Source organism: Pseudoalteromonas arctica (assembly GCF_012927645.1).
Classification (GTDB): Bacteria; Pseudomonadota; Gammaproteobacteria; order Enterobacterales; family Alteromonadaceae; genus Pseudoalteromonas; species Pseudoalteromonas arctica_A.
In genome coordinates, this window is record NZ_JABBMT010000004.1 from 104,990 (window position 1) to 124,108 (window position 19,119).

Below are 19,119 nucleotides of genomic sequence, written 5' to 3' on the forward strand. Positions count from 1 at the left end.
CTTTATGGCCATAACATCCCAGCAGCAAACGATTTATACCGTTTCTAGACTAAACAGAGAAATTAGAACCGTGCTTGAACAAGGTTTCGCATCGTTAAATTTAACCGGTGAGATTTCAAACTTCATTACGCCTGCGTCTGGGCATTGGTATTTTACACTTAAAGATGATCGCGCCCAAGTTAAAGCCGCCATGTGGCGTGGCAATAATCGCGGCCAACGTTATCGTCCAGAAAACGGTGCACAAGTAACAGTTCGAGCCCGAGTATCGCTGTATGAACCGCGTGGTGACTATCAGCTGATTGTTGAACACATGGAAGCGGCTGGTGAAGGGCAACTAAAGCAACAGTTTGATGAACTAAAAATGCGCCTAGCAGCTGAGGGCTTATTTAGCTCCGCCCATAAACAACCATTGCCTGGGGTTGTGCATCGTGTTGGTGTTATTACCTCAGCCACAGGAGCAGCTATCAAAGATATTTTAACGGTACTAAAACGTCGAGCACCACAACTTGAAGTGGTGATCTATCCTGCTATGGTGCAAGGTAAAGATGCGCACTTACAATTAATTGATAAAATCAATATTGCTAATGCCCGCAATGAAGTTGACGTACTTATTTTAGGCCGCGGTGGTGGATCATTAGAAGATTTATGGTGCTTTAATCATGAGCTGCTGGCGCGGGCTATTTATGCCAGTAAAGTTCCTATCATTAGCGCAGTCGGGCATGAGATTGATACGACGATTAGTGACTATGTGGCGGATATTCGCGCTGCAACACCCAGCGCGGCTGCCGAGCTTGTTAGCCCCAATAGCAGCGAACTTTATAATCAAATCCAACAACAATTAAATCGCTTAGCTAATGCGTTTAAACATCAGTTATCTGCAAAGCAAAGCATTGCAACAGCACTTGAGCACCGTTTAACATTGTGCCATCCGCGTAATCAACTAAATCAACAAGCACAGCGTTTAGATGAATTGACAGTGGCATTGCAACAGGCGATACAACAGCGGCTCTATCAATATGAGCGCCGTTTAAATAACCTAACACCACGACTAATGCAGCGCTCGCCAGATCGCAAAATCACTCAGGCAAATCATCAATTACAACAACTGCAAGGGCGTTTAACACAAACCATGCAGCAACAATTACACAGCGCCCAACATACCCTCGCAATGCAGGCTAGCCGATTAGAATCTGTAAGTCCGCTCAATGTACTCGCTCGTGGTTATAGCATCACTAAAAATGAACAAGGGCAAGTGATTAAGTCTATTAAGCAAGTAACTCAAGGTGATTTAATTGTAACCGAGCTTGCTGATGGCGTCATTCAAGCTCGTGTCAGCTGAGGCTCGTTATTCTGACTCAGTACTTAATAATAATGAAAAATCGCGATCGCTTGATTTTGAAGTACTTAATTTAAATTGCTGCCAAAAGTCTTGTTGTACCAACTTATCATTGAGCTCGCGCCATTGGGTATGATCAAAATCATCGACATCCTTTGGTGCTGCAAGTTCAAACTTACATAGCGAACTTTTACACTGCGCACTAACCAATTCAGGGGTGATGCCAAGATCAGCAATCTGTAAAAAGTCCTTCATGGCGGTTTCGGTACGATAAGCCCACTCTTCATTACGACTTTGCTTAGTAAACTTGTCTAGCAAAGCTTGTTCGAAATCAGAAGGCGCTTGAGATTGTTTCTCGTAACGTTTAACTAACGCACGCTGTCGCGCGAGTTCATGATTAAGTTGTTGCAGTTGTTCCTCAAGCGGTTGTTCATCCGTTGTTTGCGCTGATGCATCTTGGGCAGACGAGGTAATCTCTGTCACTTGTTGAGACTGGGATACAATATCTAGCTCTGCAGCTACGGTACTGGCAGGCATTATTTTGACTTTTTGTTCAAGTACCTGTGTTTGTGTTGTAGTCACAGGAGTTGTTTCGTCAGAGCTCAACGTAAAGTAACCCCACGTTAAAACAACACCTGCGATAAATGCTAACAACAGCGACAATGGATTATTTTTACTCATGCTTAATTCCTTTTAAGTTTTTTTACTTAGAGCATTGCACTGGTGTGTGATTCGTTTTGCGGCTCATCAACGTCTAAAAAATTCTGATTCATGCTTTGCGCTGGACAGGGGCAATTTGGTTTACCAACAATTTTAGCTGGTACGCCTACAACCGTGGTGTGTGGTGGTACAGCACTTAACACCACAGAGCCCGCACCAATACGTGCGCCCTCACCGACCTCAATATTGCCAAGTACTTTTGCACCCGCACCAATTAGGACACCTGCGCGAATTTTCGGGTGACGATCGCCTTTTTCATTACCTGTACCACCTAAGGTAACTGATTGTAAGATTGATACATTATCTTCTATAACCGCCGTTTCCCCAATCACTATACCAGTTGCATGGTCAAACATAATACCGTGGCCGACTTTACAAGCAGGATGGATATCAACGCCAAATACTTCTGAGGTACGGCTTTGAATAAAACGAGCGAGCTCTTTACGGTTTTGCAACCAAAGGCAATGGGCCAGTCGATGTGCTTGAATTGCATGGAAACCCTTTAAATTTAAGATCACAGCTAAATAAGTATCGGCAGCGGGATCACGATCTTTAACCGCTTTAATATCATGGGCGACATGAGTAAGCATTCGATCGCATTCGACAAACGCCTGATCGAATAATTCACGAATGGTAAATGCTGATACCACTGCGTCTGCTAACTTATTAGCAACGATAAAACTCAACGCAGATCCTAAACACTCATGATTTAAAATGCATGAATACACATGACTCGCTAGTAGAGGTTCACGGGTAACGACTTCTTTTGCTTCTGTGCGAAGCTGTTGCCAAATTTCATGACGCATAGGACGGCCTTAAATTAATACTGGGTGTGCTTTTATTTTAGTTTAACGGATTTCATCACGTATGTGTTAACACTGTAATTATTTGTTCTGGTTATTAGATATAACTTTCTTGCTTGATCCACAGCGTTATTGAATAAACCTAACCTTGGTTAGAAACTTTCTGCGCCTTGAAAGGTCATAAAGTCATCGTATAGCTAGCACAAATAAGGAATGTATTGTGACAACGTGGCGCTGGCCTCTGATTATTTCATTACTGCTCCACGGGATAATTTTTTTAATGTTAACAACCATTAAAATACCAAAACTACCACAGCAAGAAACAGCTCCCATTAAAGCATATATGATCACTGTGCCCGCTAACACTAAACCTTTACCTGTGACTGAAAAGCCCCAGCAGCCTATCCCTAGCAAGCCAAAACAACAAATCGAAGCGACCTCCCCAAAACCGAAAACGGTAACTACGCCAATAAGCCCCAGCGTTAAAATTATACAGCAGAAAAAATCGCCTCTCTCTGCTACTGATGAAAAAACTAACAACTACAAAAAGATAGATCTAAAGCTAGGCTTGGAACATATACTTAAAGAACAACAAACTACATTACCGGCAACGCAATCTCAATCAAATACGTCCACTCAACCACTGCGTATTACGGTGCCAAAGGCACACCAAGCAAACAGCATAGATCCATTAAAAATTGAAAAACGAAGTATGCAGCTTTCTATCTATCGCTACGGTGATAAATGCTTTAAGAAAGTATCTATGGGGGCTGGTGTTATACTAAAAAGTGACTTACCTGAAAGCTATATACAAGCGATTGATTGTACAAATACAAAAGTCACAGAGGCTTACGATCAAGCAATGGACAAATGGCTAAATAAAAAGTGACTATCACTAAAAAAGTGCCTCAATAATTGAGGCACTTCAATTCAGCTTTTAATTACACTTATTGAAACACGTTATCTACAGCAAGTACCTCAATGTTTTTCGCAGGAATAGATAACTTGTAATCAGCGATCACTTTATCTTCAGCCACCAGCTCAGCTGGCTTTTCTGCGTTATAAACCATAGGGGATGTTTGCTCAGACGCTAAGCGTTTTTGCATGTCTTTACCATCACCAGTAATAAACACATACTGGATATTATCTGTTTGTAAGTTCGCTTTAATTACACGATTTACATCAGCTAAAGTCAGTTTTTCAAGCTTAGTAGTAACATACTTCACAAACGACTCAGTGTTATAAAACTCGCTATCAAGTGCGTAACCTAATTGGCGATTTTGACTGGCAACCATTTGCGGCACAAAGTTAATTAAGAAATTACGCGTTGCGTTAAAATCTTTTTCTGTCATGCCACTTTTGATCAGCTTATCAAGTTCAAATAAAGCCGTACGGGTTGCAAAGTGAGCATCGTTATTTGAACGCAGTGGGCGTAGCCATACTTGAAATATTTGCTCTGAACGACCCAAGTTTGCGCCTGGTTTTGTTTGGAACATACCCCGTGGAAAATATTCAATATAAGCATAATCACCATAGTTCATACCACGCGTTTGGCGAATGCGATTATACAAATATGCGTTAGAGCTACGGTGCTCACCAAAGTATGAACGTACTAACCAAAGTGCGGTCCAGTCTTCGCTGCTGCGAATAGTATCAATTGGGAAACCAAATGAAACTGCTGTTGATTGCGCTGACTTTTCAACAATAGTGGCATGATGCCCTTTAAGTTCTGGTGCATCAGGAATTGATAAACGACTCTCCCCCCCTTTCGGTAAATCGCTTAAATCAGCAAACATGGTGGTTTTTAGTGACTCAGGCACTGCACCAATTAAACCAACAGTTAGCTTAGCTTGAGTAAATTCTTTAATATAGAAAGCTTTAACATCATCTAAGGTCAGCGCTTCTAAATCAGATAAATCACCATAGTTATAGCTTTCATACGGGTGACCTTGATACAGCTTGTGATAAAGCACTTCTTTACCTAGCTCTTCATCATTAGATGCTTTAAGGCCTGATTTAATACCGTCAATCAGCTCTTTCTTCAAACGTTTAAAGTCGTCCTCTCTAAAGCCAGGGTTAAGTAACTGCTCACTAACTAATGCGTACCATTGTGCTGCATTGTCTTTATGAACTCGCCCTTGTAAAGAAATCATTTCTTTATCAATTTGATAGCCAAAGCTGCCTGCCAGTGGATACCGTGCTTTTTTAATATCGTTATAGCTTTTAGATGCTGAACCACCTTGGGCAAGCATTGCAGCGGTTAGCGCAGCCACGCCTTTTTGACCTTGTGGATCCGCCGCCGCACCGGTGTGGAATAACCAGTTAATATCAATCAGCGGCGAGCTGTTGGTTTTATCAAGTACTTTAAAGTGACGCTCTTGCACTGTGTGTTTACTAGCTACAAGCGTATTTAAATCAACTTCTTGCTCAAAACCAGCAATTTTATCCAGCGCAGACATAGTTACTGTTGTTCGGCTGCTATCGACAAAGTACTTATTAGCAATATCTTGAATATCTTGTGCGCTGATGCTGTCGGCCGTTGCATATGATTGATTGACCACTTCAGGGTCGCGCTCAAAATGCATGTAGCTTGCAAGGGTTGAAGCTATTGCTCGTGATGAATCTAAGCCGTTAATAAAGCTATATTTTAAGTTTGATTTTAAATCAGCTAATTTTTGACTATCAACAAGTTCGGTACGCGCTTTTGCGTAAGTGTTATTAATGGCATCGCGCGCTTTAGCTAAATCAGCTTCATTTTCAACTTTTACAAATACATGTAGTAAACCCGGATCTTTTGTATCTGGGTTGTAGCTAAACATTTGGCTAGCAATTTGTTTATCAACTACTAACTCTTGATATAAATCAGAGTTGGTTGAAAAATAAAGTTGTGACAGTAAATCAAGCGCGGCACGGTCTTTTTGCTCTGGTTGCCACGCAGTTCCTTTGTATGAAACCAATAACCAATGCCCTGGTAGGCCTTCGTTTTGCTCATGTATGTACTTGGCTGCTTGTTGCTTTGGCTCAGTTGGAATATCGGCAACATAGTCACCTTTTTGCCACTTACCCCAATACTTTTTAACCATTGCTATGGTTGCTTGCGGATCGACATCACCGACAATCACAAGCGATACATATTCAGGCTTATAAAACTTATCAAAAAACTCCTTACCATAAGCCATTTGATCAGGCATGGCTTCAATATCTTCAAAAAAGCCCATGGTAGTGTGTTTATAGGTATGTTTTTCAAAGGCCTCATTACGTACTGCGGAAAGTAACTTACGAACCGGACTGGCATTATTTTTAAGGTATTCACCTTTTACTGTTAACGCTTCGGTACGGAATTGCTCTTCTGAGTAAGTAAGGTTTTGGAAAATATCCGCTTCAATCTCAAGAACTTTCTCAAGATGTTGCTTTGAAAAGTTCAAGTGATAGTTAGTGTAATCATTGGTGGTGTATGCGCGGTTATCTACACCTGAATTTTTTAGAATGTCTGAATACACATCTTGCGGAAATTTTTCAGAGCCTTTAAACATCATGTGTTCAAAAAAGTGTGCAAAGCCAGTTTTACCTACTTCTACTTCATTACGAGAACCAACGGATACCGGAATTTGTAGTGATACCACATCAGGGTAATCCGTTTTCACCACCATGACGCGTAAACCGTTATCAAGCTCTTCTAATAAATAATCTTGTGAGAACACGCGATCATTACTACTGACGACCGTTGATTGTTCAATCTCAACTTCTTTGACCATGTTAGAGCCGCTGTTACTTGCACAGCCGCCCAGTGCAAGCGTTACCGCAAGGCTGGTTGCTAATAATTTAAATTTCATTGTTATCCCTTGTTAGTTGAATATTTTTTTAGTTATAACTACTTATTTACCACACTGATTATGCAACAAAGCCGGTCACGATAAGAGACCTTGCAGCAGATTTTCTGTAAATAGTTATGTATTTTTCATCGTTCAACTTAAAACAACATGAGATAAATTCATATTTATTGAGAAAGTTTCATTAAAAAAATCTATCTAGACGTCTAAATGGCTGTTATATTGTTTGCTATAGAAACTAATTAGCTGGAATGAGGATTATGGCTTTATCACTACAACAGAAAATTGAAGATACCAAGCAAGGTGTGTACTTAATTGGTACTACCCCGCCACGTATTGGTACTGATAAAGCGCAGCTTGAAACAATCGCTCAAAAGCTGTTAGATCGTTTACATGAAATTGAATACGATGGCGTGATTATTTACGACATTCAAGACGAAAGCAGCCGTACTGACAAGCCACGCCCTTTTCCGTTCAAACAAACCGTTGACCCTCGTGAATATAGCCGCTTGCTACGCCAATTATCACAGCAAGATGTGATCACTTATAAAAGTGTAGCGCAACGTGGAGAGGCCGAATTTAACCAGTGGCTTAACGAAACTAAAAATGACTTTGATCTAAAAAACTTGGTACTCGTTGGTAGTCCCTCATCTAATGGTGACATCAAATTGAGCTTACCAAACGCATACAAAGCACTATCAAAACAAGCTGACAACTTCTTTTTAGGTGGCGTGACCATCGCTGAGCGCCACGCAAGTAAGCGTAACGAACATGACCGCTTACTTGAAAAAACCGCACAAGGCTGTCAATTTTTTATATCGCAAGCTGTTTACAATGCGCAAGATACCATTGATTTGATCACCAGTTACGCACGTAGCTGTAAAGCGCAGAGGATTAAACCAAACCGTATCATCTTAACGTTTACCCCGTGTGGCAGTGAAAAAACACTTGAGTTTATGCAGTGGTTAGGTATCTCAGTGCCTGAGGCAACTAAATGGCGTATGCTTGACTCTGAAAAACCATTGAGTGAGTCAGTGCGTATTTGCCGTGAAAATTTAGACTTAATTTTGCAAAGCTGCGCTCATTTAGGTGTGCCACTGGGCTTAAATATTGAAAGCTTAACTAACCGTAAAGAAGAGATTGATGCGTCAATAAACCTTTATCGTTTATTAAAAGCGACAATGGAATTAAACCTAGCCGAAAAGCAGATTGCTTGAGTTTAGTAACCGTGATGATAACGCTCTAACTATTCGAATGGCTATTTAGATAGTTTAAATTTCTGTTTATTTTTATACATATCTTTATCTGCTTTTTCTAATAGTACTTCAAAGGACTGCTTAGTTTTATCACTAAAACTATGTCCTATACTTAAACTTAGAATTGGTAAGTTATGCTCGCTAAGCGCTATTTTATAACCTTCAATAATTTTCGTTGTCACATGTTTAACACTGTCGCGGCTACTAATTTGCAACACAGCAACAAATTCATCGCCTCCTAAACGCCCGATAATATCAGCATCACGTAAATGATTTTTTAGGGTTTGTGCCAATACTATTAATGCACTATCACCCACTTCATGGCCATGGTTGTCATTAACCCATTTAAAGTCATTTATATCGATAAATAAGCAACACACGTGAAAGCCTAATCGATTCGCCAAATTTAGTTTTTGTTGGGCAAGTAAACTCAGTGCTCTGCGATTATAAATATTGGTAAGCGGATCAAGCATTGCTATTTCACGCATTTGCACAAAACTATTAATCATCGCTAAATCATCTTCAACCATATCGCGCAACTGTTTGATAAGCTCTATGTAATTACGTTGATAATCAGTGACTGCGAAATCCATAACACATAAAGTGCCGAACACCTCTCCATCCGGCCAATGTATTGGCACACCTAAATATGACTCGAAACCACCTTCAGTTACTTCTGGATTATCCAACCAGTAGTTTTCTTTGCTGGCATGGCTTACATAGAGTGCGCGGTTGTCTTGCACCACTTTTTTACAAAATATATTGGTATCAGCAGAAATAACAACTCCAGCTTTATAAGGATTGTCTTTTTGCTCACTAGCAATAACAACGCGATAACCCATCTCTATTGCCTGTACAATAAACCCTGCTGGTGCTGAGAATAAATCGCTCATTAAATTGACTATTTTTTGCCACTTATGTAAAGCTATTTGGTTATCTTTTTCTAAAAATACCCATTGATTGGTTTTAAACATACTTTTACCTGCTTCAAATACCTAATTTAAGTATAAGAAAGTTATCGGCGACGGTGGGTATTTATTTTGCCTAAAACTCGCTTTTTATCACGTTCCTTTCGTGATTTATTACTATTTTTTCGATTATCTTTAGGCTTTTTGGTTGGATCTGGCTCATAACCTGCAAGCCACTGTGGTGTCAATCGCGTATCAAGTAACACTTCAATTTCTTCAAGTAACCACTGTTCATCTAAGCTAACTAATGACATCGCTAAACCTTGCTCGCCAGCGCGTCCCGTACGGCCAATCCTGTGCACGTAATCCTCAGCTATGTAAGGTAATTCAAAGTTAATCACATACTTTAATGAACTAATATCTAACCCACGTGCTGCAACATCGGTAGCCACTAACACACGAGTTGTGCCGTCTTTAAAGTCCTGCAGCGCTCTATCACGTGCACCTTGAGATTTATCACCATGAATTGACTGTGTTTTTAATCCGTCTTTACACATTTCTTTGGCTAGCTTGTCGGCCATTTGTTTAGTACGGGTAAAAATTAATACTTGACGCCAGTTTTTCATACCTATCATGTGGGAGACTAGCTCACGTTTACGGTCTTCATCAATCGCGTAAATGATCTGTTCCACTTCTACGGCGGCCGAATTGCGCTTATCAACTTCAACTAATTTAGGATCTTTAAGTAGCTTTTTACTCAGTTTAAACACACTATCGTCAAAGGTCGCAGAGAATAGTAAAGTCTGACGATCACTAGGAACATGGCGCAATATACGTTTAATTTCGTCAATAAAGCCCATATCAAGCATGCGATCAGCTTCGTCAAAGACTAACGAATCAACACTAGATAGCTTGATACTGCCCTTAATAATGTGATCCAGCAATCGCCCAGGTGTTGCCACTACAACTTGTGCATCTTTCATGGCTTTAATTTGTGGGCCAATACTGGCACCACCATAAGCGAGTGCGCCTTTAATATCAGTACCTTGCGAGTATTTCTCAAAGCTAGTAAAGACTTGCTGAGCAAGCTCTCGGGTTGGCGTTAAAATTAATACCCGTGTAGTGCCCTGTTCATCCCTTTTGCTAGTGGTCAATAACTTATGCAATAAAGGAAGTACAAATGCCGCTGTTTTACCTGTGCCGGTTTGCGCACTGCCCATCACATCATGACCAGCTAAAATCAGCGGAATAGTTTTTAGCTGTATCGCCGTAGGGGTATGATATTGATTTTGTTCAAGTGAATTAAGCAGTATAGGATCGAGTTTTAACTCAGAGAAAGTAGTCGCAGACATAAATCTAGCTTTGTGTAACAAATAATGATGCTATTGTACGCCCAAAGCGAATAACAAAAAAGGCGCTTTTGCGGCGCCTTTTTAAACTAGCTAAATGTTCAGGCTGGTTTGAGAGTTTCTTTACGTTGATTATAGAACGTAATTAAATCATCCACAGTATCTTGGCAATATTGTTGAATACCTGATACCAACATGTGCTTTTCACCACAGCCAACTTTTACGCCATTTTCTAACAAGTTAAAGCGCAAAGTAATTTTTCCACGTTTGCCAGTATACTCAAAACTTGGCTCTGCGTATTCTAACGTCGGGGCATGGATCTCTAATGTATCAAGATTAATCAACATTGACTCATAGATAACCATAGGGCGAGCTGGATTGATCATTACATCTTGTTTGCCCATAAGTGGAATAATCACATGCGGAAAAGTTGTGCCAGAAAACTCAACATAATTTTTTATTAGACTGTCGGTGAGGGTTTGACACTGGCTAGTTTTGCCTTCGCGCTTTACCTTTAACATGACTTTATCGCCGCTAGTCACATTAAATTCGTCCGCACCTTCTGGAAAGTTGAGCTTAGAATGCTCATCAACCATGCCGGCAAAAGTAAATTCCATTTTTTCACTGATACCATAACGACTTAGTACCAATGAAAATAATAAATCTCCAGGCACACAAAAACGTTTTGCATCTTTATCATGAAGTGTATTGTAATCATCAGCAACGCATTTTGCGAAACGACACCCTTGTTCACGAGAAATAGAGACATAATCAGCATGTTGCTGATAAAAAGGACTTAACATAGTTGTTCACTGCTTAAACTGCTTATAACCGACCTATTCTATCAGATAAAATTACAATAGAGGTCGAATCTGTGAAACTTTTGTTTCAGATACAAAAAAGCCGCGACATCGCGGCTTTTTAATAATTAATTATAACTTATAAACCTGCACGTTCTTTGATTGCTGGTATTAATGCTGAACCGCCATGACCATTTTCTTCGGCCCATGCTATATCTGCTCCATCTTCTAAATAACTTTTAGATAAGTTTTTCACAATATATTCACCGGTATCTAATGCATTACTGGCAACTGCATGGCGAAGCAAGTTATTACCATTACATAACACTGCGTCGTAAATATTACGGATTTTTACACGAGAGCTTTTTAACTTGCTACGAAGACGATTTTTATCATCTGCGGCAATGTACTCGCAAATTGAAACAGCTAACTGATCATCCGCTTTAACTGGCGCGCTAAAAGCAACAGAACCAGAAATAACTGCTGCAGCAATAACGAGTGTTGATAATTTTATCATTGTAGACCCTTATGTAATACTTTATAACTACCTTAGTTGTTTAATATTGTATCAACCAATAAGCCTAACCGCAATAATGTTACTTAATTTTATCCAATGTAACGAATTTATAACCATAAATATTTTTATCATCGGGCTGATTTGATAGTTCTTCTACAACTTGCCAGTTTGCTGATTGTTCGTAATCAGGAAACTGAGTATCCCCTGCGACATCAAGATCAATAAACGTTAAATAAAGTCTATCAGCACTTTTTAAAAATTGCTGATAGACATTTCCGCCACCAATTACCATAACTTCATCAGACTCACACACCAATGAAATAGCATCCTCTGGGGATATTACCACATCAACTCCAGCAGCAGTATAGTCAGTGTTTCGGCTAATAACTATGTTGCGTCTCCCCGGTAAAGGGCGACCAATTGACTCAAATGTTTTACGCCCCATAATCACAGGCTTATTCATAGTAACCGCTTTAAAGTGCTGTAAATCAGCAGGTAAATGCCATGGCATCTTATTACTTTGACCAATCACTCGGTTTTTAGCCATTGCTGCAATCATTGAAATTTTCACATTAACACCTAATACTTTTTCATTAAAAAAGAAAAAGGAGCGTTTGCTCCTTTTTCGATAACCTATTTATTACTAACGTTCATAAACAACTTCCACGTCATAATCGTCATCATCCCAACTATCCCAATCGTCGTCATCATTCTTCTTAGTAGCATCTTTGTGGTAGGTATCCCACTTAAATTCAACTTCTTCATCTTCAGCAGGCACAAATTTTTCTTTTGGCATGCTCTCGAGCAGCGTCATGATGTTATGAATTAATGGCTGAGTATTTAGCTTATTAATTGCAGAAATATGATAAATATTTTCAGTTTCGCCTAACTCTTCGGCAATTTTCTCACATAGCGCCTGAGCTTCATCTTCAGGTAATAAGTCTATTTTATTAAAGACCAACCAACGTGGTTTTTCAGCCAGCTTAGGGCTGTACTGATGCAACTCATTGATGATTGCAAATGCATTATCTACTGGGTTTGAACCATCAGCAGGCATAACATCGATAATATGTAGTAATACACGGCAACGTTCTAAATGTTTTAAGAAGCGAATACCCAAGCCTGCGCCATCAGAGGCACCTTCGATTAACCCTGGGATATCTGCAATAACAAATGATTTATTAGCCTCTGGCCGTACTACACCTAAATTTGGGATCAGCGTAGTAAATGGATAATCAGCTACTTTTGGTTTCGCTGCCGATACACTACGAATAAAGGTAGACTTACCTGCATTTGGCAAACCTAATAAACCAACATCAGCTAATAATAATAACTCTAGTTTAAGATTACGTACTTCACCTGGTGTACCCAATGTTTTTTGACGAGGTGCTCGGTTAGTACTTGATTTAAAACGCGCATTCCCCAAGCCGTGGAAACCGCCTTTTGCAACCAAAATTCTTTGACCATGTTGCGTTAAATCACCAAGACCTTCTTGGGTATCAACATCCATGATCCGAGTACCTACAGGCACCATCACATATAAGTCATCAGCCTTTTTACCTGTACAGTTACGACTGCGGCCATTGGTACCACGTTCAGCTCTATGAAAACGCTCAAACTGATAATCGATAAGGGTATTTAAGTTTTCATCAGCTTGTAGATAAACACTACCACCATCTCCACCGTCACCACCGTCTGGCCCACCATCAGGGACATATTTTTCACGGCGGAAAGATACGATGCCGCTGCCACCGTCTCCAGCTTCTGCGCGAATTTCTACTTCATCTACAAACTTCATGATTACTCACTTTAGGGATTGGCTTGTTAATTTCACTATTATATACCTAAGCCAAGCTGATTGCAGGCTTGGCTTAGGTATATATTTATTTTCAAAACAAAAAACCCCGCAAAGGCGGGGTTTTTTAAGAACCGATTCTGATTACTCAGATACGATGCTTACGTATTTACGGTTTAAAGGACCTTTTTGTTCAAATTGAACTTTACCATCTGCTTTTGCGAAGATAGTGTGGTCTTTACCGATACCTACGTTTGTGCCAGCATGGAATTTAGTTCCACGTTGACGAACAATGATGCTACCCGCTAGAACTGATTCGCCACCAAAACGCTTAACACCAAGGCGTTTGCTTTCTGAATCGCGACCGTTACGAGTACTACCAGCTGCTTTTTTATGTGCCATTTCTAAGTACCTCTAATTAAGCGCTAATGCCAGTGATTTTAACTTCTGTGAACCATTGACGATGGCCCATTTGCTTACGAGAATGCTTACGGCGTCTAAATTTAACAACCTTAATCTTCTCACCGCGACCATGTGAAACAACCTCAGCTGTTATCTTACCACCGTTTACGAACGGTACACCGATCTCGATTTTCTCACCATCAGCAACTAAAAGTACTGAATCAAATTCAACTGCTGCACCAGTCTCAACGTCTAATTTCTCAAGACGAATTGTTTGACCTTCAGTCACACGGTGCTGTTTACCACCACTTTGGAAAACCGCGTACATAATTAACTCCGTCTGTGCGCCCTCAAATCGACGCAACTAAAATATTATTCAATAGGGCGCGAAGTTTACGCTAATGTGCAAAAACTAGCAAGCCTGTTTTCTTAATTAAATGAATAAAAAATAGCTGCATTGAAAGCGATTCAATATTTGCAATATATTTTATATTAAATTGGCGTTATGCCAAGCCTTTTTAGCATTTCATGACAAATAAATTACACCGCGAACAAACACGCAGTAAGAATAAAAAACAACCATGTTGAATTACCGTAAATTTTCTCAAATAAAAAAGTTATCTTTACTAATTAAGCCTAAATTAAGCTGCTTAGCCGTGTTTTTTCAGCGAATCGTCACAAACTGTCGAGCAAAGCTGTTTTTTGTTGTACAATCGGCCCCGTATACCCATTAAAATTGGCTCGGAGATCAATGGATATAAAAGCTATCCAGGCGTTAATCGAAAACGATATGAATGACGTCAATCAACTAATTTACGCGCAAATGCGCTCTGATGTAGCATTAGTCAATCAACTAGGCTTATATATAGTAAACAGCGGCGGCAAGCGTGTTCGCCCTATGTTGGCTATTTTAGCGGCTAAAGCACTTGGCTATGAAGGCAAAGATCATGTTACTTTAGCAACTATTGTTGAATTTATTCACACCGCCACATTACTGCATGATGATGTCGTTGATGAATCAAATTTACGCAGAGGAACACCGACGGCAAATGCTGAATTTGGTAATGCAGCCAGCGTACTGGTTGGTGACTTTATCTACACCCGCTCATTTCAGCTGATGGTCGGCATTGGTAAAATGCAAGTTATGCAAATACTCGCTGATGCAACCAACGTAATTGCAGAAGGTGAAGTGCTGCAATTAATGAACTGTAACGACCCTGATACCACCGAAGATAGCTATATGCAGGTAATTTACTCCAAAACAGCTAAATTATTTGAAGCTGCAACAGGGCTTGCTGCGATTATTACCGAAAAAGACGACTCTACGCTGCAAGCGCTTAATCTTTACGGTATGCATTTAGGAACCGCTTTTCAATTGGTGGATGACGTACTTGATTACAATGCTGATGCTGAGCAGTTAGGTAAGAATATTGGTGATGATTTAGCCGAAGGCAAGCCGACTTTACCGTTACTTTATGCAATGCGCCACGGTACTGCTGAGCAAGTGCAGTTGATCCGTGATGCCATTGAACACAGTAATGGTATGGATCACTTAGAAGCTATTCTAAGTGCCCTTAATGAAACCAAAGCACTTGAGTTTACGATGAGTAAAGCCAACGAAGAAGCTGATAAAGCGATTGCGTGTTTATCTGTCTTAGATGAATCACTATATAAAGAAGCACTCGTTAGCTTGGCACGTATTGCCGTTGATCGTAATCACTAATAAATTCCTAATTGTATTAAAAATCCTTCGAGCATAAAAAAAGCCTGCAAACGCAGGCTTTTTTACATCAATCGACTTAGCAATTAAGCGTTGATGAAATCAACACCTTCTTTAATATCTTTTTTCAGCGTATCCAGCATGTCATTTTTTGCTTGCTCTTCAAATGCGCTTAGCTCGCCGTAAGAAAGAATCTCTTCTACGCCATTTTTACCTAAACGTACTGGGTGTGCAAAGTACTCTGCATCGCCATTTTCAACAGCAACGTATGCGTAATCTACAACGTCTTCACCTTGTAAGCCTTTAACTAAAGACATACAAAAACGTGCAGCAGCAGCACCCATTGATAATGTTGCAGAACCACCGCCCGCTTTAGCATTAACTACTTCAGTACCCGCGTTTTGGATACGTGGAGTCAGTGCAGCCACTTCTTCATCAGTGAAAGTAACGCCTTCAACTTGAGAAAGTAGCGGTAAAATAGTTGTGCCTGAGTGACCACCAATTACTGGAACTTTAACGCTTGCTACGTCAACGCCTTTAAGCTCAGCAATGAACGCTTCAGAACGGATCACATCGAGTGTTGTAATACCGAATACACGCTTAGCATCGTAAGTACCGGCTTTTTTAAATACTTCAGCAACAATTGGTACAGTGCCATTAACAGGGTTAGTGATAATACCCACTAATGCTTTAGGGCAATTAGCAACAATACCCTCTGCTAATGTTTTGATAATACCAGCATTAACATTAAATAAATCAGCGCGATCCATACCAGGCTTACGTGGCATACCAGCAGGGATAAGAACGATATCACAACCCGTTAATGCTTGATCTAGCGCGTCAGCACCGAAACCAGTAACCTTAACGTCTGTTGGGATATGAGAAAGATCAACAGCAACACCAGGAACAACTGGAGCAACATCATAAAGTGATAATTCAGAACCAGCTGGTAAGCCTGTTTTTAATAATAAAGACAACGCTTGGCCGATACCGCCAGCAGCACCTAATACAGCAACTTTCATTGGAATTCTCCGTAATTTGAGGTAGGAAATATTTGTGGCTCTAAAGATAATGAAATTAACGACTAAAGACAAATTTATCCTGCTTATTTCACGTATAATTTAGACCATAGTTGTAAACTTGTTGGTTTACAGCACTAAAACCCATCGCAAAAGCAAACAACTACTGCATAAGTATGCAATATTGTGTACAATTAGCGCATCACTTATGAATAAGAACCTATAATATGCAACCACAAGATAAACAAGAAGCATTAGTAAAGGCCTTTAAAGCACTTTTAAAAGAAGAGAACTTTGGTTCACAAGGTGAAATTGTTGACGCCCTAAAAGAGCAAGGCTTTGATAATATCAGCCAGAGTAAAGTGTCGCGGATGTTAAGTAAGTTTGGCGCGGTACGCACTCGTAATGCCAAGCAAGAAATGGTGTATTGTTTGCCTGCTGAAATGGGCGTACCTACAGCGAAAAGCCCTTTGCGTCAGTTAGTGATTGATATTATGCATAACGAAATGATGATCATCATTAGAACCAGTCCAGGTGCTGCACAATTAATTGCTCGACTATTAGATTCATTAGGTAAAGCAGATGGCGTACTAGGTACCATTGCTGGCGACGATACTATTTTTATCGCTCCAGCTAAAGTATCTGAAATTGATATAACTCTTGAACGCGTGCGTATTTTATTTGATACGGTATAAATCTACCAGTTCAAAACTTTCACAGCTGCTTTAAAAAGTTAATTGATGGGGCAAAAAACGCAGACCCCATATCGGCTTGAGTAAAATCAAGCCAGTGATCATAGCAATCGCCATCACCTAATCGACTTAGTAAAACTTGCTCAAATGCATTTCCCTGTGCTGCATAACTAATCGCTAATATACCTTGTTCGTAAACGTCACCATAAGGCATGTTTTGATTTAATTGCAGTGGTTGCCCTTGCTCACCTTTTAACTCAGTGCGTACTGCATGGCTATTTTCAGGCGCTGGCATAATCAAGGTATTATCTAAACGAGTGCGTCCCATTATTTGCTCTTGCTCACTCAGAGGTAGGTTTTGCCACACACTTAAATCATGCTTATAACGCTGTATATGCACGTAACTGCCTTGATCTTCAAAATGGTTGGGGTTATTGATTAACGCTGTAATACGCTTTTGGCGACCATGAGGGGAATCTCCACCGAGTATAAAACCATTAAAATCGCGTCCATCTAAAAATCGAAAGTTTCGCACTTGCTCAACCAATTCTACATCAGGGGCAAATAATTTGAGAATTTGCAAAGCAAATAAATGATTCACATCTTCCCTATCGGAACGAATTTGGACAAATAAATCAAAAGGCTGAGCACCCATAATATGATCATTATGAGTAATATTAGGAAAACTCTGTAATTCAGTAGGCAGAAATTCAGGCAGGATATGCGGCCAGTACTGTGCTCCCACTGCAACTAGGCTGGAGAGCATCGATTCAGAAAACTGATCTGAAAACTCATCTTGGATAATGCTAACGTATTTTAACTTTTTGCGTAATGACTCATCGTGGCCGTCAAATACATTAAAAAATAAATGTAAACCGTGCAAGTTTGCTTCAGCACAAATTCCAGATTGCGCTTGCGCCATGGTATTTCCTTAACTCAAAGTCTAAATAGTCACCGTATTTGCATACTGTCTTGGGATTGAAAAGGTATTAACTCAGATGGTATGGGTGAACATAAAGTTACCCAACTTACTTTACTCGACGATGGGCAACAAATAACTCAGCACACCCGTAAGCAGTATGATATTCAGCTGCTGTTAATACATCTGCACCTAAGTATATGCTCTGACCAAGAAATTCTGCAACTACCTTTGAACTTGGAACGCTAAATAGCGGATCAAACCTGCTTTGTTGGGCAATTCTCCCGCAATCCATAATCACTAGCTTATCAGTAACGAGCATTTATTTTAAAGAATTACACTGCGACACTGCGCCTTGATACGTATTGGTTTGTAATCCTTTAAGGGATATCTGCACGTATACGATTGGAAATTGTCCAAGCAACGCTACACTTACACCCACTATCAAAGGCAACCACGCCCATAATGGAAATCACTTGTGCGATATATCTCACGCTTATGACAGCTATTGAGTATAAAGCATCATAAAAAAAGTATAAAAACAAACTAACCACATAAAATATAATAACTTTTATAATATTTCAAAATAATGACTATATTTTCATTACTGTTTTTAGCCTATTTTGTTTACAGATACTCTCTATACTTACTTCATCGGTTAAGCAGTGACGCTTAAATGAGTAAACGGACTAAGGAATGATTACTCATAAACCTCGAATTAAAGGTTACTTTAGGAAAAAAGGATTCACGGACAGGCTCAGGATGAGTAGCACTAAGGATAGTAAGTATACGGACAGCGTCAAGATGGTGCGAAAGGGAATAACAACAGGGCTCGCAAGAGAGTTGTTAGACAGGATGTTATAAAAGCGGACAGACGGACAGGCCCTAAAGGGCATCACAATGGAACTGTTAACGAAGGGATAGCATCAGAACGATGCGTAAAGGACCGGTAATAGAGATTACCAAAAGGGATGAAAGGAAGTACATAGGACAGAGGCACGGATAGCCTATATCACACAGAACGAATAAGTAACCGTGTGATCACATGGATTA

The 19,119-nt window shown here is 40.0% G+C and carries 18 protein-coding genes; 5 read left to right on the forward strand and 13 right to left on the reverse strand.

Annotated features, from left to right (window positions below; all coding sequences use genetic code 11):
* The first annotated feature begins 4 nt into the window (after positions 1 to 4).
* Positions 5 to 1,339 (forward strand): exodeoxyribonuclease VII large subunit, encoded by a 1,335-nt coding sequence (gene xseA / locus HHO47_RS04055; RefSeq protein ID WP_169019125.1) that lies wholly within the window; start codon positions 5 to 7, stop codon positions 1,337 to 1,339.
* Positions 1,340 to 1,345: 6 nt separating this feature from the next.
* Here the strand turns inward: xseA and HHO47_RS04060 are convergent, their stop codons facing one another.
* Positions 1,346 to 2,017 carry a hypothetical protein gene (locus tag HHO47_RS04060; protein WP_169019126.1) on the reverse strand — a complete coding sequence of 224 codons (672 nt, stop codon included), beginning with the start codon at positions 2,015 to 2,017 and terminating at the stop codon, positions 1,346 to 1,348.
* 26 nt (positions 2,018 to 2,043) lie between these two features.
* Positions 2,044 to 2,862 carry a serine O-acetyltransferase gene (gene cysE / locus HHO47_RS04065; protein WP_169019127.1) on the reverse strand — a complete coding sequence of 273 codons (819 nt, stop codon included), beginning with the start codon at positions 2,860 to 2,862 and terminating at the stop codon, positions 2,044 to 2,046.
* Between the two features lie 277 nt (positions 2,863 to 3,139).
* On the opposite strand from cysE, the gene HHO47_RS04070 reads away from it, so the two are divergent.
* Positions 3,140 to 3,748 carry a hypothetical protein gene (locus tag HHO47_RS04070; protein WP_211183601.1) on the forward strand — a complete coding sequence of 203 codons (609 nt, stop codon included), beginning with the start codon at positions 3,140 to 3,142 and terminating at the stop codon, positions 3,746 to 3,748.
* A 58-nt stretch (positions 3,749 to 3,806) separates the two neighbouring features.
* Here the strand turns inward: HHO47_RS04070 and HHO47_RS04075 are convergent, their stop codons facing one another.
* A complete protein-coding gene (locus HHO47_RS04075; RefSeq protein ID WP_169019129.1) occupies positions 3,807 to 6,692 on the reverse strand; it encodes a M16 family metallopeptidase in 2,886 nt (961 codons plus the stop codon).
* Between the two features lie 257 nt (positions 6,693 to 6,949).
* Between HHO47_RS04075 and HHO47_RS04080 the strand changes: the two genes are divergently transcribed.
* The gene (locus HHO47_RS04080) at positions 6,950 to 7,906 is read left to right on the forward strand and encodes a methylenetetrahydrofolate reductase (RefSeq protein ID WP_169019130.1); all 957 of its coding nucleotides are present in this window, start codon (positions 6,950 to 6,952) and stop codon (positions 7,904 to 7,906) included.
* A gap of 41 nt (positions 7,907 to 7,947) precedes the next feature.
* Here HHO47_RS04080 and HHO47_RS04085 read toward each other — a convergent pair whose 3' ends face one another.
* The 8 genes from HHO47_RS04085 to rplU all read right to left on the reverse strand — a co-directional run bounded on the left by HHO47_RS04085 (position 7,948) and on the right by rplU (position 14,044).
* Positions 7,948 to 8,919: a sensor domain-containing diguanylate cyclase gene (locus tag HHO47_RS04085; RefSeq protein WP_169019131.1), complete on the reverse strand. Its 972-nt coding sequence runs from the start codon at positions 8,917 to 8,919 to the stop codon at positions 7,948 to 7,950.
* A 41-nt stretch (positions 8,920 to 8,960) separates the two neighbouring features.
* The gene (locus HHO47_RS04090; RefSeq protein WP_169019132.1) at positions 8,961 to 10,205 is read right to left on the reverse strand and encodes a DEAD/DEAH box helicase; all 1,245 of its coding nucleotides are present in this window, start codon (positions 10,203 to 10,205) and stop codon (positions 8,961 to 8,963) included.
* 98 nt (positions 10,206 to 10,303) lie between these two features.
* On the reverse strand, positions 10,304 to 11,005 hold the full coding sequence (locus tag HHO47_RS04095; protein ID WP_169019133.1) for a DUF3581 family protein: 702 nt from the start codon (positions 11,003 to 11,005) through the stop codon (positions 10,304 to 10,306).
* Positions 11,006 to 11,141: 136 nt separating this feature from the next.
* Positions 11,142 to 11,519: a DUF3718 domain-containing protein gene (locus tag HHO47_RS04100; RefSeq protein ID WP_169019134.1), complete on the reverse strand. Its 378-nt coding sequence runs from the start codon at positions 11,517 to 11,519 to the stop codon at positions 11,142 to 11,144.
* 79 nt (positions 11,520 to 11,598) lie between these two features.
* Entirely contained in the window at positions 11,599 to 12,090 is a 492-nt protein-coding gene (folA, locus tag HHO47_RS04105; RefSeq protein WP_169019135.1) for a type 3 dihydrofolate reductase, read from the reverse strand.
* 72 nt (positions 12,091 to 12,162) lie between these two features.
* The gene (cgtA, locus tag HHO47_RS04110) at positions 12,163 to 13,317 is read right to left on the reverse strand and encodes an Obg family GTPase CgtA (protein WP_169019136.1); all 1,155 of its coding nucleotides are present in this window, start codon (positions 13,315 to 13,317) and stop codon (positions 12,163 to 12,165) included.
* Positions 13,318 to 13,458: 141 nt separating this feature from the next.
* The gene (rpmA, locus tag HHO47_RS04115; protein WP_064665557.1) at positions 13,459 to 13,716 is read right to left on the reverse strand and encodes a 50S ribosomal protein L27; all 258 of its coding nucleotides are present in this window, start codon (positions 13,714 to 13,716) and stop codon (positions 13,459 to 13,461) included.
* 16 nt (positions 13,717 to 13,732) lie between these two features.
* On the reverse strand, positions 13,733 to 14,044 hold the full coding sequence (gene rplU / locus HHO47_RS04120) for a 50S ribosomal protein L21 (protein ID WP_006794538.1): 312 nt from the start codon (positions 14,042 to 14,044) through the stop codon (positions 13,733 to 13,735).
* A 423-nt stretch (positions 14,045 to 14,467) separates the two neighbouring features.
* Here rplU and ispB point away from each other — a divergent pair, with 423 nt between their 5' ends.
* On the forward strand, positions 14,468 to 15,439 hold the full coding sequence (gene ispB, locus HHO47_RS04125) for an octaprenyl diphosphate synthase (RefSeq protein ID WP_169019137.1): 972 nt from the start codon (positions 14,468 to 14,470) through the stop codon (positions 15,437 to 15,439).
* 83 nt (positions 15,440 to 15,522) lie between these two features.
* Here the strand turns inward: ispB and mdh are convergent, their stop codons facing one another.
* Complete coding sequence (gene mdh / locus HHO47_RS04130) at positions 15,523 to 16,458, reverse strand: malate dehydrogenase (RefSeq protein ID WP_169019138.1); 936 nt, start codon at positions 16,456 to 16,458, stop codon at positions 15,523 to 15,525.
* Between the two features lie 224 nt (positions 16,459 to 16,682).
* Between mdh and argR the strand changes: the two genes are divergently transcribed.
* On the forward strand, positions 16,683 to 17,150 hold the full coding sequence (gene argR / locus HHO47_RS04135) for a transcriptional regulator ArgR (RefSeq protein WP_169019139.1): 468 nt from the start codon (positions 16,683 to 16,685) through the stop codon (positions 17,148 to 17,150).
* 19 nt (positions 17,151 to 17,169) lie between these two features.
* On the opposite strand, the gene HHO47_RS04140 is transcribed toward argR, so the two are convergent.
* Positions 17,170 to 18,069, reverse strand: a complete 900-nt coding sequence (locus HHO47_RS04140) for a Dyp-type peroxidase (protein ID WP_169019140.1) — start codon at positions 18,067 to 18,069, stop codon at positions 17,170 to 17,172.
* Positions 18,070 to 19,119 lie beyond the last annotated feature (1,050 nt).